The sequence below is a fragment of the Streptomyces sp. NPDC096013 genome, from assembly GCF_044763565.1.
In the GTDB taxonomy this organism is placed as follows: Bacteria; Actinomycetota; Actinomycetes; order Streptomycetales; family Streptomycetaceae; genus Streptomyces.
In genome coordinates this window covers 1-14,625 of record NZ_JBIWGK010000028.1, presented here as the reverse complement: position 1 = coordinate 14,625, position 14,625 = coordinate 1, and the positions used below count along the sequence as shown (strand labels likewise).

15 protein-coding genes and 1 pseudogene are annotated in these 14,625 nt (G+C 67.4%); 10 read left to right on the top strand and 6 right to left on the bottom strand.

Annotated features, from left to right (window positions below; translation table 11 throughout):
- Positions 1-165: 165 nt before the first annotated feature.
- The 3 genes from ACIRB1_RS45105 to ACIRB1_RS45095 all read left to right on the top strand — a co-directional run bounded on the left by ACIRB1_RS45105 (position 166) and on the right by ACIRB1_RS45095 (position 2,621).
- A complete protein-coding gene (locus ACIRB1_RS45105; protein ID WP_403469786.1) occupies positions 166-1,425 on the top strand; it encodes a hypothetical protein in 1,260 nt (419 codons plus the stop codon).
- Positions 1,410-1,949: a GNAT family N-acetyltransferase gene (locus ACIRB1_RS45100; RefSeq protein WP_403469785.1), complete on the top strand. Its 540-nt coding sequence runs from the start codon at positions 1,410-1,412 to the stop codon at positions 1,947-1,949. The genes ACIRB1_RS45105 and ACIRB1_RS45100 overlap by 16 nt, the downstream gene beginning before the upstream one ends.
- A 204-nt stretch (positions 1,950-2,153) precedes the next feature.
- A complete protein-coding gene (locus tag ACIRB1_RS45095; protein ID WP_403469784.1) occupies positions 2,154-2,621 on the top strand; it encodes an SAM-dependent methyltransferase in 468 nt (155 codons plus the stop codon).
- A 594-nt stretch (positions 2,622-3,215) separates the two neighbouring features.
- Here ACIRB1_RS45095 and ACIRB1_RS45090 read toward each other — a convergent pair.
- The 5 genes from ACIRB1_RS45090 to cutA all read right to left on the bottom strand — a co-directional run bounded on the left by ACIRB1_RS45090 (position 3,216) and on the right by cutA (position 8,805).
- Positions 3,216-3,929: a plastocyanin/azurin family copper-binding protein gene (locus ACIRB1_RS45090; protein ID WP_403469783.1), complete on the bottom strand. Its 714-nt coding sequence runs from the start codon at positions 3,927-3,929 to the stop codon at positions 3,216-3,218.
- Positions 3,917-4,441 (bottom strand): hypothetical protein, encoded by a 525-nt coding sequence (locus tag ACIRB1_RS45085; RefSeq protein ID WP_403469782.1) that lies wholly within the window; start codon positions 4,439-4,441, stop codon positions 3,917-3,919. Before ACIRB1_RS45085 ends, ACIRB1_RS45090 begins: the two co-directional genes overlap by 13 nt.
- 101 nt (positions 4,442-4,542) lie before the next feature.
- Positions 4,543-5,574: a plastocyanin/azurin family copper-binding protein gene (locus tag ACIRB1_RS45080; RefSeq protein ID WP_403469781.1), complete on the bottom strand. Its 1,032-nt coding sequence runs from the start codon at positions 5,572-5,574 to the stop codon at positions 4,543-4,545.
- A 58-nt stretch (positions 5,575-5,632) separates the two neighbouring features.
- The gene (locus ACIRB1_RS45075) at positions 5,633-6,967 is read right to left on the bottom strand and encodes a copper resistance CopC/CopD family protein (protein WP_403469780.1); all 1,335 of its coding nucleotides are present in this window, start codon (positions 6,965-6,967) and stop codon (positions 5,633-5,635) included.
- A gap of 1,511 nt (positions 6,968-8,478) precedes the next feature.
- Positions 8,479-8,805: a divalent-cation tolerance protein CutA gene (gene cutA, locus ACIRB1_RS45070; RefSeq protein ID WP_403469779.1), complete on the bottom strand. Its 327-nt coding sequence runs from the start codon at positions 8,803-8,805 to the stop codon at positions 8,479-8,481.
- 43 nt (positions 8,806-8,848) lie between these two features.
- On the opposite strand from cutA, the pseudogene ACIRB1_RS45065 reads away from it, so the two are divergent.
- From ACIRB1_RS45065 to ACIRB1_RS45035, 7 genes and pseudogenes are all read left to right on the top strand, one after another.
- Positions 8,849-8,989, top strand: a pseudogene (locus ACIRB1_RS45065) (S-adenosylmethionine-dependent methyltransferase); the annotation flags it as partial.
- Between the two features lie 281 nt (positions 8,990-9,270).
- Positions 9,271-11,046, top strand: a complete 1,776-nt coding sequence (locus ACIRB1_RS45060) for a hypothetical protein (RefSeq protein ID WP_403469778.1) — start codon at positions 9,271-9,273, stop codon at positions 11,044-11,046.
- On the top strand, positions 11,034-11,525 hold the full coding sequence (locus ACIRB1_RS45055; protein WP_403469777.1) for a hypothetical protein: 492 nt from the start codon (positions 11,034-11,036) through the stop codon (positions 11,523-11,525). The genes ACIRB1_RS45060 and ACIRB1_RS45055 overlap by 13 nt, the downstream gene beginning before the upstream one ends.
- Positions 11,526-11,669: 144 nt before the next feature.
- Positions 11,670-12,440: a hypothetical protein gene (locus ACIRB1_RS45050; protein WP_403469776.1), complete on the top strand. Its 771-nt coding sequence runs from the start codon at positions 11,670-11,672 to the stop codon at positions 12,438-12,440.
- Positions 12,437-12,925 carry a hypothetical protein gene (locus tag ACIRB1_RS45045; protein ID WP_403469775.1) on the top strand — a complete coding sequence of 163 codons (489 nt, stop codon included), beginning with the start codon at positions 12,437-12,439 and terminating at the stop codon, positions 12,923-12,925. The genes ACIRB1_RS45050 and ACIRB1_RS45045 overlap by 4 nt, the downstream gene beginning before the upstream one ends.
- Positions 12,926-13,250: 325 nt before the next feature.
- Positions 13,251-13,424 (top strand): hypothetical protein, encoded by a 174-nt coding sequence (locus tag ACIRB1_RS45040; protein WP_403469774.1) that lies wholly within the window; start codon positions 13,251-13,253, stop codon positions 13,422-13,424.
- Between the two features lie 94 nt (positions 13,425-13,518).
- Positions 13,519-13,914: an ANTAR domain-containing protein gene (locus ACIRB1_RS45035; RefSeq protein WP_403469773.1), complete on the top strand. Its 396-nt coding sequence runs from the start codon at positions 13,519-13,521 to the stop codon at positions 13,912-13,914.
- A 245-nt stretch (positions 13,915-14,159) separates the two neighbouring features.
- Here the strand turns inward: ACIRB1_RS45035 and ACIRB1_RS45030 are convergent, their stop codons facing one another.
- Positions 14,160-14,528, bottom strand: a complete 369-nt coding sequence (locus ACIRB1_RS45030; protein WP_403469772.1) for a hypothetical protein — start codon at positions 14,526-14,528, stop codon at positions 14,160-14,162.
- Positions 14,529-14,625 lie beyond the last annotated feature (97 nt).

Below are 14,625 nucleotides of genomic sequence, written 5' to 3'. Positions count from 1 at the left end.
GCCCGCAACGCCGGCCGGGGATGCAATCCGGCGCGATGCGCGTCCAGTTCAACGGGCAGGAGCCCGTGAGGGGCAGGAAAAACGGCGGGGTTGATACTTGTAGCCGACCGGAAATTTCCGGTCGGCTGCGTTCACCAGTCATGAGCACCGGGCTACGGTGAGTAGGTGACCGGAAATTTCCGCCTCAAGATCGCGATGGCCGAACGGGGTTTCCAGCAGGCCGAGTTAGCCAGGGCCGTCAATGCTGAGCTACTGGCCGCGGGTGAGCGGGACGGCGTAGGGGACCGCACCGTGCGGACGTGGCTGACCGGAAAAACTACCTGGCCTCACCGTGCCAAGCGCAACGCCTTGGAGGCAGTATTTGGGTGCCCCATTGAGGCCCTCGGGTTCTACCCGCCAGGGTCGCCAGCACCGCCGCAGGAGGACCCCGACGTGATCCGCCGACGCTTCCTTACCGGCGCCGGAGGTAGCGTCGCCGCCGTCGCCATACCCCTAGTTTCTACTCGGCCCTCCAGCGTCGGCGCCTCAGACGTGATCCGGCTTCGCAAGGGCATGGACGGCCTGACCGCTCTGGACCAGAACCGTGGCGGACACGCCGATCTCGAACGCAAGGCTCTCGGGGGCGCAACAGAAGCCGTCGCTCTTCAGTCAAGGGCCGCAACGCAGCGCATCAGGCAGCGCCTGTTCAGTGTCGCCGCCGATTACACCGCCATGGCCGCCTGGTCCTGTATCGACGCCCGCCAGCTCGACCGCGCACAGACCCACCTGAACGAGGCGCTGCGGCTCGCCGGCATGGCACAGGACCCCGTGGCGCAGATGCGGGTCTGGAATTCCACCGCCATCCTCGCCCACCAGCGCGGTGACACCGGCGAGGGCGTCGCCGCCGCTCAGGCCGCGCAATCCACCACGATCACTCGCCATGATCCGCTGTTCGGATCCCTTGCCCATGCCCGAGCCGCCATCGGGCACGCCCACCAAGGGGACCGGCAAGCGGCTCTTCGCTCTCTCGGATACGCCGAGGAGGCCCTCGGCAAGGTTCAAGAGCAGCAGCGGCCGGGCTGGGTGGCGTTCTACGGGCCCGCAGAGCTCCACTCGCTGGCTGCGATCGTCCGTGAGTACCTGGGACAACCGGCCGATGCCGAGGCCGCCTCGTACCGGGCTCTTGCCGCGCTGCCCAAGGGGTACCGGCGCAACCGGGCGATGGCCACGGTCCACCTCGCCGTCGCCCAACTCCACCAGGGCGACGCTGAACAGGCATGCGCCTCCACCGAGGGCGTCTTCGACCTGATGTCCGGCAGCCCACAGCCCGGCCGCCTCCGGGTCCTGCTTGGCGATTTCTACCGTGACCTTCTCACCCATGCGCCGTCTGCCAAGGTGGCGCAAGAGTGGGCCGACCGTTACCGATCTGAATGGAGTGCCCGTTGACCACGGCAGTTCAGCTAAGCCACTACGGCCATGCCGACCTTCCCGACATACGGCAAACGCTGCTCGACATTCACGCCGATGCCTACGCCGACAGGCGCCATGAGGAGTTCGTGCAGCGGTTCCCCTGGTTCGTGGACCACTGGGGCGGCCGGGAAGGATTCGCGTGCGTAGTGGCCTATGAGGACGGCGAACCCATCGGGTTCACCTACGGGGCGCCGGGCGAGCCAGGCCGCGAATGGTGGCGTGAGTATCTGGACGAGGAGCCGGCCGATACCTCCACGTTCTCCGTCTCTGAACTCATGCTCAGGCCGAAGTGGCGCAAGCAGGGTCTTGGGGAGCAGCTGCACGCCGCACTGGTGGCCGACCGGCCCGAAGCCCTTGCCGTGCTCACCGTCGACATCAAGCGGCCACGTTTGCAGGCACTGTACGAGAGCTGGGGGTACCGGAAGGTTGGTGAGCGGCAGCCCTTCCCGGACTCTCCGCTGTATGCCGTGCTGCTCAAGGAACTCAAGCCCGAAGCCTGATCCCGCAGCACTGCGGCCCGCCCTCTTCTCTCCCCAGGGCGGGCCGTTGACGTCGGCCATGCCCGGCAGCGCGTGGTGGAGATGCGGCAACTCCTCTCCCCTACCGACGCTGCGGCCTCCCGGTCGCCACCGAGCTCGAACCCCGCGCGGCCGACTACCTGCGCACCGTAGATTGATCACGTCACCAGGGATGAGGGGAACGCCATGGCGCTACAAATCGAACCCATCGGCACGGTGGTCGCGGGCCGTACGGAAGTTGCCGATGACAATTGGGGAGGCGTCGAGTCCATCATCCGGCTCAACTCGGCGTTCCCGCTGGACGTCGTCAAAGGCCTGGAAGAGTTTTCTCATCTGGTCGTCACCTGGCACTTCAGCGAGGCATCCCCGGACGATGTCGCCCTGCACGCGCGCAGCCCACGCAACGATCCGCGGTGGGAGCCCTCAGGCACCTTCGCTCACCGCAACCACCGGCGCCCGAACCAGCTTGCGACCAGCTTCCCGCGGCTACTCAAGGTCGACGGCCTGGATCTCTATGTCGCCGACCTGGACGCCGTGGACGGCACACCTGTGTACGACCTGGGCCCGTACTTCCAGGAGATGGGTCCGCGCGGGGACGTGCACGAGCCCGAGTGGCCCGGCGACATGCTCAAGGACTACTGGACCGAGGCGTAGAACACCACGCGGGTCGTGCCGGGCTCCCCGGCACGACCCGGCGGCCTATCCTCCGGCGTCCTCCGCGATCTGGTCGGCGCTGGCACGCACCACGGATTCGTGCACAGAACCGCCGTGGCGGGACGGAGTTGAGCGGGTCGTGGGTGCCTACGCCGTATCCGTGGCCGGCATCATGTAGTGCGCCGACGCTCAGGCGTTGTAGCCCTTCTGCCTCACGCCGGGCACCCACTTCGCTGCGAACTCCGGGAAGCAGTCATGACACAGCGGACTGGCCCCACATCAGGCTTCTCGCGATCGAGAGCTGACCTAAAGAGAAGCGACGATCTTCGCCTCTTTCTCCGGCGCAATCCCATGTTCCACTGACCCATGTTCGGCGAGGCGCTCAAGGTCGGCGCGGCTCGTATGGTCTCCGTGGATCGTCTCCACGGCGTGCACGTCGCGACCCGATCGCCCCCGGTTGAAGTGCTGACCTGCCACCCCCGCGTCAGGGCATTCTCCGCAATGTGCCTGCCCAAGAACCACGTTCCGCCCATGACCAGAATCCTCATGAGAAGGATCCTGCCGCGCGGGCCCGGGTGCAGCCGCACACGCTGATCAGGTCTTGTCCGCGTTGCCGTCACCCGCTGTGGAAATGACGGAAGAGTTCGCGGAGCGGGAGCCGACGAGCAGTAGGCACAGCACCGCGATGCCCGCGACCACGCCGGCGAGCAGGAGGAGCGGATCGAGGGGGCGGGTGCTGGAGGCGGTGTCCTGCGTGGCGGTGGCGGGTTCCTGCGCCGGGGCCGCGGAGGAGGGGGGTGTGCTGTGCGTCGTCGCGGGGGCGGCGGCCTCGTGGGTGTGGTCGGCGTGGCTGGCCGCCGCGGTGGTGCGGGGAGAGGGGGTGGCGGGTTGTGCGACCACGGGGGCCGATGCGGCGGACTTGTGCTGGTGCCGGGTCGGGTGGGCGGTGGGGGTGGCCGCAGCCTGGACGACGAGTACGGCGGTCATGCCGGGGTGCACCGTGCACTCGTAGCCGTATGTCCCCGGTGTGGTGAACGTGTGGCTGAAAGTGGCGCCCTTGCTGAGCATCGAGGACTGGACGGAGGCGGGGCCGGAGGTCGTCTTGACGTTGTGCGGGGCCTGGTCCGCGTTGACCCAGGTGACGGTGTCCCCTGCGGTGATGGTCAGGGAGCGAGGGCTGAATGCGTAGCCGGACATGACGACTTGGTGCGTGGTGGCCGCTTGTGCCGTGGCGGCTGGCAGGACGAGGGCGGCCGCGGTCAGAAGCAGACCGCTCAGAAGGGCGCGCAGGAAGGTCAGGCGGGGCATGTGAACTCCGCGGCGACGAGCAGACGGAGGCGGTCTGCGGGGCGGATACGGGACAGGGTGAAGCCCGTGATGCGGCGCAGCGGGCCGTAGGGCACCTGGAGGGTGCCGAGGACGAGGAGCAGGTCGTCGGTGCGTTCGACGACCCGCAGGGTCAGGGTGGCCGGGACGGAGGGGACGGTCGGGTCGCCGGTGGCGAGTTCGCCTGCGACGCGCAGGCGCGAGCCTCCGGCTTCGGGTTCGAGGGTGGTGCTGGCGAAGGTGAGTTCGTCACCGCCCAGTGCGTCGCCGGTGAGTTTCAGGCCCAGTGCGCATTCGTCGGCGGTCGGCGCGACGGTCAAAGTGGCGTCGTCCGCGGTGAGGCGGCGGCGCAGGGTGACCAACGGGCCGAACCGGGAGGTGAGTTCGACGATGCAGCGGTCGACGGTGGCCGTGTAGGTGCCGGCGAGCGGGAGCCAGGCAGGCCCCTCGGGCACGGGCGGGAGGGTGGCGGTGGGACGTGTTTCGGTGGTCATGGCGGGTACCTCGGTGTACGAGGGGCGGGGACAATGACGGCGGTGGCCGGGCCGGCCGACTGCGACTCGGCCGGCCCGGCCACCGTCTTGCGGGATCCCGCTCAGCAGGACGTGGTGAGGTAGTTCGTGGTCGGGGCGAGCAGGTGCTCGGCCCAGACGGTGTGCATCTTGATGTAGGCGTCGGGGTTGAGGAGGTCGGAGACCTGCTGGCCGAGCGACTCCTCCAGGTGGGCGGAGTTGATGTGCTGGAGCAGGACGCTGAGGGTGTCGTCGAGGGTCGCGCCGCCGCCGTTGACGGCCGGGGTGAGGATCGACTCGATCCACACGGTGTGCATCTTGATGTAGCTGTCGAGGTTCAGCGCATCCTGGACCTGCTGGCCCGGGGACTCCTCCAGGTGGGCGGATTTGATGTGCTGCAGGATCGGCAGCAGGACCTGCTGGACGCTGTGGCACTGCTCGGTACCGCCGCCGTCACCGCCGGTGGAGCCGCCCGAGCCCGTGCCGCCGCTGGAGCCGCCCGTGGAGCCGCCGGTGCCGCCGGTGGAGCCGCCCGAGCCCGTGCCGCCGGTCGAACCGCCCGTCGAGCCTCCTGTGCTGCCGCCCGTGGAGCCTCCTGTGCTGCCGCCGGTGGAGCCGCCCGTGCTGCCCCCGGAGCTGTCGGCCGCCACGGTGATCGAGGCTGTCATGTCCGGGTGCACGGCGCAGTAGTACTGGTACGTCCCGGCCTTGGTGAAGGTGTACGACCAGCTGTCGCCCTTCTGCAGGTTCCCCGAGTCGAATTTCGCGGGACCGCTGGTGGTGGTGACCGTGTGCGGAGCGGTGTCCTCGTTGATCCACTTCACGGTCTGGCCGACCTTCACGGTCAGCTTCGGCGTCGCGAACTTGTAGCCCGTGATCTTGATCGTGTAGTCGGCCGCCTTGGCCGCGGCGGGCTGCGCCATGGCCATGGAGTGGGCGTCGGCCGCAGGCGCGGCCGTCTGTGGAGCCGAGGCCCCGGCGGACGCCTGCAGCAGGCTGAGGCAGGCGACCGCGGCGATACCGGCGCCCACGCCGGTGGCCAGCAGTGCACGGTTGCCCACCCGGGAACGCTGGTGGTGCTGCGGCGGGGCCGCGGGGGTGTCGTCAGTGCGCATAGTGGTACGCCTCCGTTGTGAGATGAGATGAGATGAGTGGGGTGGGACGGGTTGCGGGTCAGCGTCCGGGGGCGGCCGTGACCAGCACACTCGTCGCGGCGAGGACGACGAGGACGAGCCCCGTCTCGGCCGCGACCGAGTAGATGAAGGGCCGTACGGTGGCGCGGTCACCGCGCAGCAGTACGGCGATGTCGAGCCGGGTATGCACCCAGCTCCGACTGCGCTGCGCGATGAGCAACACTCCGGCCAGCAGGGCGAGTTTGACCAGCAGCAACTGCCCGTAGCCGGTGGAGAAGAGGGCGCCGAAGGAGCCGACCACCTGCCAGGCCAGGACCGTTCCGGCCGCCGCGATCGCCGCGACGGATACTCCCGCCAGGGTGGAGTAGCCGGTGACCGCTGCCGACAGTTCCGCCGGACGGCGCCGGGGCAGCACGCCGAGCAGCAGGAAGGTGAGTCCGCCCAGCCACAGGGAGACGCTGAGCAGATGCACCAGATCGGCGACCGCGCCCCAGCCCGGATGAGTGCCCTCGGCGTTGTGGCCCGCCATACCGGTGGTCCGTAGCAGTCCCAGGCACAACACGCCCGCGCCGACCCGCCAGCCCGGTGACCGCGCGGCCCGCTCGCCGCCCTGCAGGAGCGCGGCCAGCACAACGGCTGCCAACACCCACAGCAGCGCCCGGGAGGCCAGCACCACGCCCACCTCGCTGTCCAACAGGTCCGTGTACGTGGACAGATGAACCACGTCGCTGAACGAACCCATAGCCCCATACGCGCCCTGCAAGCCGGCACCCACCACGGTCGCAAGAAGCCCGCACGCCCAGGAGCCGGCCAGGATCCGACGGCTCCTTCGGTCCTCGCTGCCCTGCGGCCACAGCATCGCGAGGAAACCCAGCCCGCCCACGAAAAGCGCGAGCGCGAGATAGCCCACCCAGCGGGAGACGGCCCACACGCCGCGCACGGCCTCGGAGGGTACGGCCATCCCGGCGCCGGCGCCGGCGCCGGCATCGGCATGTGCAGCGGACGCTCCGGCATCACCGGCGCCGATACCGAAGGACAGCGCGCCGGACGTCGGATGACCGTCCTCCATGTCAAGCACATGCCAATCCAGCACCAGCAGCCTCTGGCCTGCCGCCGCAGGGCGGACGGTCACGGCACCGCGCCCCCCACGGTCCGCGCGCGCCACGGCCAACGGCTTCCCGCCCGAAGTGACGTGTACGTCAGCGAGGTCCACGGGTTCGCTGAAGACGAGGGTCACACTGCGCGGGACCTGTTTCAGATGGGCGCCGTCCTTGGGCGAGGACGAGTCCAGCTCGGTGTGAGCGGACGCCGTCGGGGCGCCGAACAGCAGCGCCAGCAGGACGAGAAGTCCCGTGCACAAAGCGCGAGTTCTCATGGATTCACCCCGACAAGAAGGGATGGAGAGGGGGCCACACCGACACATACGGCGGCCAAGTCGCCGGGTGACGAAGAGGAAGGAGAAGGCGACGGAGAATTACCCGCCAGAAGTCCGTCCAGCAGCCCAGTCACCGAACCGACCACCCCGCTCAACAACGGCTGCACCAGATGTACTTGACCGTCCTCGCAGGCCCTGGTGGGGCTGGGAGACGGCGCTGGTGTGCCTGGAGAGGAGGGGGAAGGAGACGGGGACGGGGACGGGGACGACCCACCGCCGGGGCCGGCTCCGCCGCCGCTTCCACCGCTTCCACCAGGCAGGCTGGTGTGGGGTCCGCCGTTTCCGGCGGGCATATCAGCCACCGGCAGCAGACCTGAGCTGTCCGACGTCCCGACCTCTGCGTTGCCGGGGGAAACGACAGACTCGGCGGGGCCGGAGCTGCTCCGTGCGGACGGCACCCTCGGGGCCTGAGCGGCTGGCGGGGCCGCACTGTCCAGCGTCTGAGGAGCCAGAGCGCCGATGCCCGAGGCGTAGCCGACGACGACGATGACCGCCGCGGCGAGCGCGCCCGCGACGAACTCGTCCCGGTGATCTCCTGGCCAGGACGCCCTGGCGAAGAAGGACATGACCCCTCCTGACGACTGCATATGGGCTGCGACGTCAAGGAGTGCACCGACGCGAGGATTCCCTATGAATACACGTCAGTTAATGAGCCGTTTCGTTTCCTCATTTCTGCACCACCCCCCTCTGTGAGAACGGGCCACCTCAGCCCGAATGCACACATTCCCCACTATGGAGGAAGAGTGAATTCAAACACTCTCGCCATCATTTCTTCACCAAGCCTACCCGAATGAATATTTCGTGGAATTCGAGAGACTCGGAAGCCGGGCGGGAGCAGCGATGCCGGAAGCCGCCTGAGCGCTCAGCCGGCCGCAGCACCGCCGAGGCCGCGAAGCACAAGCAGCAGGCCGTGCCGACTCTGTGCTGCGATCTTCACCCGCATTGATGAACCGGCGCACTGGTGAACGTTCCTGCATCTCCCCGCCCTCCTTTGCTAGCGGCTGGCATGGGCCTGCGCCACCGCCAACCGGCCGGCGGAAACCGAACGCGCCCTAGCCGCCGCCCGAGCCGCACTGGATGAGCAGCGGCAGGATGAAGCGGCCCCGGATTGGGCGGCGTGGGTGGATGACACGGAACTCGACATCATGGCGGGCCGCTGCTGGACGGAACTCCACCGCCCGCTCCGAGCGGCCCCTGTGCTCACTGCGGCCCTAGCCCAATACGACGACATCCACGCCCGGGATAAGGCTCTTTACCTTTCCTGGCTCGCGGATGCCCGCCTCACCGTCGGTGAGGCGGAAGAGGCCGGCCCGGGTGACCAGTGATGCCCTGGACCTCACGGTCGGCGTTGCCTCGGTACGTCCCCGTAAGAGCCTGGCCCCGGTGCTCATTCAGCTCGGTCAGCACCGGCAACTACCCGCCGTCCGGGACGCCCTGGACCGGGCGAGCGCCTAGTCCTTCGGGGCCACGCTATGCGTGATCCACTCCAGGCACCGGGACGCGCCGTGAACGATCGGCACAGCGATCACCTCCGGGTTGTCCCACGAGTGCGCATCCAGGAGGTACCTCTCCAGCTCCGGGTACCGCTCCGTCGTGGTCGTGAGCAGGAGTCGCCACTCCTCGCCCTCACCGAACTCCCCGAGGTGCCAGAACACGGACGTCACTGGGCCGATCACCTGCGAGCCCGCCGCCAGTCGAGCTTTCACTGCTCCCTGCGCCAGCGTGACGGCCTCCTCACGGGCGGGCGTAGCGGTCGAGACCTGCACATAGGAAGTCATGGCCGGGAGACTAACGGCACTGCGCCCCGGAGGGCAGAGCGCCCTCTATGTCACCGATCTGGACGCCGTGGACGGCACGCCCGTGTACGACCTGGGCCCGTACTTCCAGGAGATGGGCCCGCGCGGGGACGTGCACGAGCCCGAGTGGCCCGGCGACATGCTCAAGGACTACTGGACCGAGTCGCAGAACACCATGCGGGCCGTGCCGCGCTCCCCCCGGCACAGGCCTGGCGGCCTATCCTCCGGCGTCCTCCGCGGCCTGCTCGGCGCGGGCACGCGCCACGGCCTCGTGCACGTGACCATGGACTTTATTCGCCCTTTACCCAAGAGTCATTGATCGTTTAAGTAAATGATCCTTACGATCCTCCAACCCGGACATGATCCCCATAGGGGATCGAAGTCCATAAAAAACTGGGGGGTCTATAAATGTTGCACACCGGCTATACCGGACGAAGACGCCTATCCTTGGCCGTCGCGTTCTTTGCGGTCCTTGCCTGCCTCGGCTTGGGCAGCATCGCCCAAGCTGGTGCGGACACCGCAAGCGGGAACTTCTCTGCCATTTCCCCCTCTGGCAAAATCGTCGACACCCGCTCGGCCCTCGGTGTCAGCACCGCGCTTGGTGCGGCTTCCACCAACACTTTCCAAGTACTGGGGCAGGGCGGGGTCCCCAGTTCCGGTGTGTCGGCCGTGTCGTTGGACATCACTGCGGCCAACGCCACCTCGTCCAGCAGCTACCTGGAGCTGTGGCCCGACGGCACAACCAGGCCTTACCCGGCGTCCGTCATCAACTTCTCAAGCAGCGCGGACTCAAGCAACTCGGCCATCGTGGCAGTCGGTTCGGACGGAAAGATCGACGCCTACAACTCCAGTGGCACCGTCGACCTCATCGTGACCGTGAACGGATATTTCACCTCCGTCGGCAGCACCTCCTCTCCGGGCGGCTACGTTGCGGTCACTCAGTCACGACTCGTCGACACCCGTGACGGCACAGGCGCCTCGCAGGCGAAGATCGCCCCCGGCGGGACGCTGAACGTCCAGATCGACGGTAAGGGCGGTATCACCAACGAGGGGTCGGTCTACGCCAACATCACCGTCCCCTCCCCTGGGAGTGCCGGGACCCTGTACGCCTACGCCACGGGCGGATCGGCCGGGCAGCCGGTCGTTGAGTTCAAGAGCGTCACCACCTCGCAGGGCGCGGTGATCCCTGTCAGCACAGGCGGCCAGATCACCCTCAAAAACGGATCAGCCACCCAGTCCATCGACGTGGTACTTGACGTCTACGGCTACTTTGCTCAAGCCGCTTCCGGCAGCGGAGGCTTTACCGCCGCCCAGGACCGTCTCCTCGACACCCGTACGTCCACGGCCATTCCGGCCAACAGCAGCGTCAGCGTAATGGTGGCCGGTAACGACGGCATCCCCACGTCCTTCGGCGCAGCTGTACTCAACCTGACCGCGACCGGACAGCAGAATTCCGGCTATCTGCGCGTGTGGCCAACCGGGCAACCGATGCCGACGACCACGTCGGTGGACAACTTCCAGGCGAACACTTCCACGGCCGACCTGGTGATCGCCCAGCCCGGCGATCAGGGAGCGGTGAGCATCTACAACGCGAGCGATGGCACCATCCAGCTCATCGTCGACCTGCAAGGGTGGTTCTCCATTGACGGCAACGACGATGATGGCACTCTGACGACACTTCCGCCGGTCGATCCCTCGGAGACGGATCTAACCGACGCGCCGACGGACCCTGCGGCTGTCACCTCCGAGCCGGCGACTCCCACAGACACAGCGAGCGGCAACGCTGCCGACGGACTGCGCTGCGAAGTGGACAGCGTCTACCGGCCCACTCACCTCGGAGGAAGATACATTCGCGCTATCGGCCCTTACCAGTCCAACTACAACGGCACCAGCAACAAAGAGAGCACCACCTTCACTGCCGAAGCATCGGGGACTGTCGGCATCAGCTTCACCGGATCACTAAAGGTCTCGCTCAGCGAGGTCGTCTCGCGCCAAGAAGTCACCTACGGCATCAACCTGTCGGCGTCCCTGACCGCGAAGCTGGGTAATTCAGTAACCGCCACCATCCCGCCGCACAAGACCGTCAGTGCCAAGTACGGCGTTTGGCGACGCAAAATCACCGGTACCAGCTACTACGTGTACAGCAACTGCAAGACCTCCACGCCGTCGACTATCGTCTCCTACACGCCCTACACCGTCGGCTGGTACACATGGGAAAGCTGACCAACACTCGTATGGCTGTGACGATCGCCCTGGCAACGAGCCTTCTATTCATCGCAGGCTGTACAGCGCAAAACAGCCAGGAGTCACCGCTCAAAACCCCAAACACCTCCTCCGCAACTCCTTCCCAGCCCTCTTCTCCCATCGATCTGACGAAAACTCCACCCGACATCTCTGGCTCGGCCAAGGCCATCATCCGCCTGGCAGACAAGACAGGGTCGGAAGAAGTGACCGTCATCGAGAGCATCAAGGCCGGGACGGTTTCTGTAGCGACCGAATGCACCGGCGAGGGAAAAACGACGATAGTCATCGGAAAACTGACCACCTATACCATCCCGTGCGCGACCGAACCTTCGACGACTTACAACGAGATCGGCCTGGGCAGTAGCAAAAAACACGTGAAAATCACGGTCACAGCGAGCGCCGGAATCCACTGGGGCTTGTCAGTCGGATGGCGCCCAGGGATAGAGAATCCATCCTAAGAGGCGGCACTCCATAAACGGTCCCCGGGGACGTTATGACTGATTCCCCGGGGCCGCAGCATTTTCGAAGGACACCCATGGCGTACGCTCGTACACCGGACGGCGCGTCACCGGCCGGGGTGCGCCTCAGTGAAGTGTTCTGTGATGGCTCCTTCAACGCGGGTGCGGAAGGCTGAACTGGCCGCGGCCGCCGCAAGCATGGCGTGGGAGGCTGGCAGTCAGCGCAGAGCCCAGGACTACTACCGGCTCGCACTCCGCGCCGCCCACGCAGGAAACGACACCTTCTTCGGCGCAAACGCCCTCGCCGCAATGGCCCGACAGATGCTCTACCTCGACCGGCCCGGCGATGCTCTCGAACTCGTCCACCTCGCCCAGCACGGCATCCGACGCCAGGCCACGCCCCGTGTGTGTGCCATGCTCGCCACCCGGGAGGCATGGGCATACGCAGCGATGGGCCGCATCAGCGCCTTCCGTCGCACCACCGAAGAAGCCGCCGACCACCTTGCCGACGCAGGGCGCGACGAGCCGTACTGGATCAGCTACTTCGGCGAAGCCGAACTGAACGGCGTCACCGGCGGCCGCCTCCTGGATCTGGCCCGGCACGAGCCACGCCAGTACGCGGGCCAGGCCGCCGACTCCATCCAACAGGCCCTGGCCGTCCGCGGGCCGGAAGCCGGACGCAGCTACACCCTCGACATCATCGGCCTCGCCGAATGCCACTTTCTCACCGGCGACCTGACTAGCGCTGTAACCCGCACCAGACAGGCCGTCCAGGCTGCATCCAAGAGCCGCTCCCGGCGGGTCCGTGAGCAACTCGCCAAGCTGTACCCGCATACCGTCGGCCTTACCGCCAAGCCTGTCGCCGAAGCACGCACAATGATCCGCAACCTACTATCCGAAGGAGCGCCTTCTTGACCACTCTCGCCGTCACCGGGCACATGGACCTGACCAAGGACAGCGTGCCGCTTGTGCGCGACGCGCTGCGTGAGACTCTCAAGCCCTACGCGGCCGAGGGAAGTCTGGTGGGTGTCTCGTGCATCGCGAAGGGCAGTGACTCCATCTTCGCCGAAGTCGTCCTGGACCTCGGGGGCAGCCTGGTCGCGGTGATCCCCTCGAAGGACTACCGGCAGAACAAGGTCAAGCCCGACCATGCCGCCACCTTCGACCGGCTCATCGACGCCGCAGACAAGGTCCTCGTCCTCGACAACGAGACGGCGAACCGGGCCGCCTACGAGGACGCCAACCGCGCCATCCTCCAGCGCGCCGAGCGCCTGGTCGCTGTGTGGAACGGCGAGCCGCCGTCAGGTAAGGGAGGCACCGCGGACACCGTCCTGGAGGCACGCGCCGCTGGTCTCCCCGTCGATGTGGTGTGGCCGCAGGGAGCTGCACGGACCGACTGACCTGCGCGTAGTCAGTAGTCATGCCGCGAGCTAGGCGTTGTAGCCCTTCTGTCGCACGCCGTCGCCCACTTCGCTGCGACCTCCGGGAAGCAGTCACGACACAGCGGATTGGCGCCGCTTCCGTAGCGCTTGCACTTGGCGTAGCACTTGCAGCACGAACCCTCTTCAGAGGAGTCCCACACGCTCATCGGGTAGTCCTTCAGCGGGATCACTGCGGGTGTGGCCATGACGCACATCCGTTCTGATCAGGCGAGGGCAGTCGCCTCGAACAGATTAGAACAGAGCTGGTGAGGGGATTGTCAGTGGCGCGCCGTACGGTACGGGCATGCCCTTCACGCCCCGGCCTCACGGCCAGGTGACGCCTGCCCTCGACGACCTCAACGACTGGATCCGGCACCTCATGCAGCAGCCCTCGAGCCCCAGCCGCTCCGAGGAGTATCGCCGACTGCTCGACCTCTGGGGCGAGCGCACCCGAGCCGAGGTTGAGCCGGCTGCGTGAGCGCCCGAGTTCTGCACCGTGAACTGAGATCGTTGCCGCGAGACAATAAAATGGGCAGCACTGTGTTGGTGCGAGCGTGGAGCAGGCGACTGGTATGGGACATCCCCAGGAGCAGATGGCGCATGGTCCTGTCGGGCCAGCGGCCTTCCCTGCCGGGAGCGGCCGGGCAGAGGAGGATGCGGACGTCCCCGCGCCGGAAGAGATTGCGGAACTGCTGCAAGAGCGTGAGCAGCTCAAGCGCGCGATGGAGACTCGGCCGGTCATCGATATGGCCCGCGGTGTACTGATGGCGAGCTTCGGCTGTCAGCCGGAGGACGCGTGGGAGATCCTGGTCGCCGTATCCCAGCATTCCAACGTCAAATTGCGAGTGGTCGCCGAGGCCATCAGTGAGGCCGTGGCCGGGGAGTCGATGTCTGCTCAGTTGCAGGATCACCTGGCGGCGGCTGTGCAGGCATGGCGGGCCGGGCGTGAGCCGGGATCGCCGGGGTAGGTGGAGCGGTGCTGGTTGGGGAAGGGCCGTCCACGCCTGGGGAGGTCGAAGCGGCCCTTCCCCGTCTCCCCGGTCCCTGACACCGGCTGCTTCAGCGCGCGAAGAGGGCGATAGCCCCAGTTGCAGCGCCCGCGACACCGGTCAGCGCGCCGAGGACACCGAGCGGCCACCGGCGGGCCTTGAGCGCCTCGACCTCCGCCCCGAGTACGCCCCCACAGCCGGGAAGGGCGGGCGTGCGAGTCCGGCTACGCCAGTGACGCGTCCGGCGGGGCAGGGTCCTCCTCGTCTTGGCACAGCCGCACGAGGCGCACGTTCGCCAGGTCGACGGCGTCCCGCAAGGACTCGCCACTGTTGGGGTGCAGCTCATGCTCGACACGGGAGAGACGCTCCTCGATCCCGCTCACGCGTTCCATGACACCGGGGCGTCCCGGCACCCCCGGCCGTTCCTGCTCGCCGTACCAGTCGTCCATGAACTGGTCCATGCGGCGGCCGAGGTGGAGTGCGCTGCGGACGGCGCGCCAGGTGATGGTGCCCACCCCGGCGAGGAGGGTGATGGCCCCGCCCCACACGAGCACGGTGTCCAGGGCGGGGATGCCGGTCCCGTCCGCACTCATCTGGCGTCCCTAAGAATGTTGGCGGTCCGGGAGGACCGGGTGTGGCTGATCGGGCGTTGCCGTTGATGGCTCCGGAGGAATGGCCGCCTGGTCCTCC

Bases quoted from the DNA above. Each gene is read 5' to 3' on its own strand.
- ACIRB1_RS45100 (WP_403469785.1), top strand. From the start codon at position 1,410: ATGGAGTGCCCGTTGACCACGGCAGTTCAGCTAAGCCACTACGGCCAT.
- ACIRB1_RS45095 (WP_403469784.1), top strand. From the start codon at position 2,154: ATGGCGCTACAAATCGAACCCATCGGCACGGTGGTCGCGGGCCGTACG.
- ACIRB1_RS45090 (WP_403469783.1), bottom strand. From the start codon at position 3,929: ATGCCCCGCCTGACCTTCCTGCGCGCCCTTCTGAGCGGTCTGCTTCTG.
- ACIRB1_RS45085 (WP_403469782.1), bottom strand. From the start codon at position 4,441: ATGACCACCGAAACACGTCCCACCGCCACCCTCCCGCCCGTGCCCGAG.
- ACIRB1_RS45080 (WP_403469781.1), bottom strand. From the start codon at position 5,574: ATGCGCACTGACGACACCCCCGCGGCCCCGCCGCAGCACCACCAGCGT.
- ACIRB1_RS45075 (WP_403469780.1), bottom strand. From the start codon at position 6,967: ATGAGAACTCGCGCTTTGTGCACGGGACTTCTCGTCCTGCTGGCGCTG.
- cutA (WP_403469779.1), bottom strand. From the start codon at position 8,805: ATGACTTCCTATGTGCAGGTCTCGACCGCTACGCCCGCCCGTGAGGAG.
- ACIRB1_RS45055 (WP_403469777.1), top strand. From the start codon at position 11,034: ATGGGAAAGCTGACCAACACTCGTATGGCTGTGACGATCGCCCTGGCA.
- ACIRB1_RS45050 (WP_403469776.1), top strand. From the start codon at position 11,670: ATGGCTCCTTCAACGCGGGTGCGGAAGGCTGAACTGGCCGCGGCCGCC.
- ACIRB1_RS45040 (WP_403469774.1), top strand. From the start codon at position 13,251: ATGCCCTTCACGCCCCGGCCTCACGGCCAGGTGACGCCTGCCCTCGAC.
- ACIRB1_RS45035 (WP_403469773.1), top strand. From the start codon at position 13,519: ATGGGACATCCCCAGGAGCAGATGGCGCATGGTCCTGTCGGGCCAGCG.
- ACIRB1_RS45030 (WP_403469772.1), bottom strand. From the start codon at position 14,528: ATGAGTGCGGACGGGACCGGCATCCCCGCCCTGGACACCGTGCTCGTG.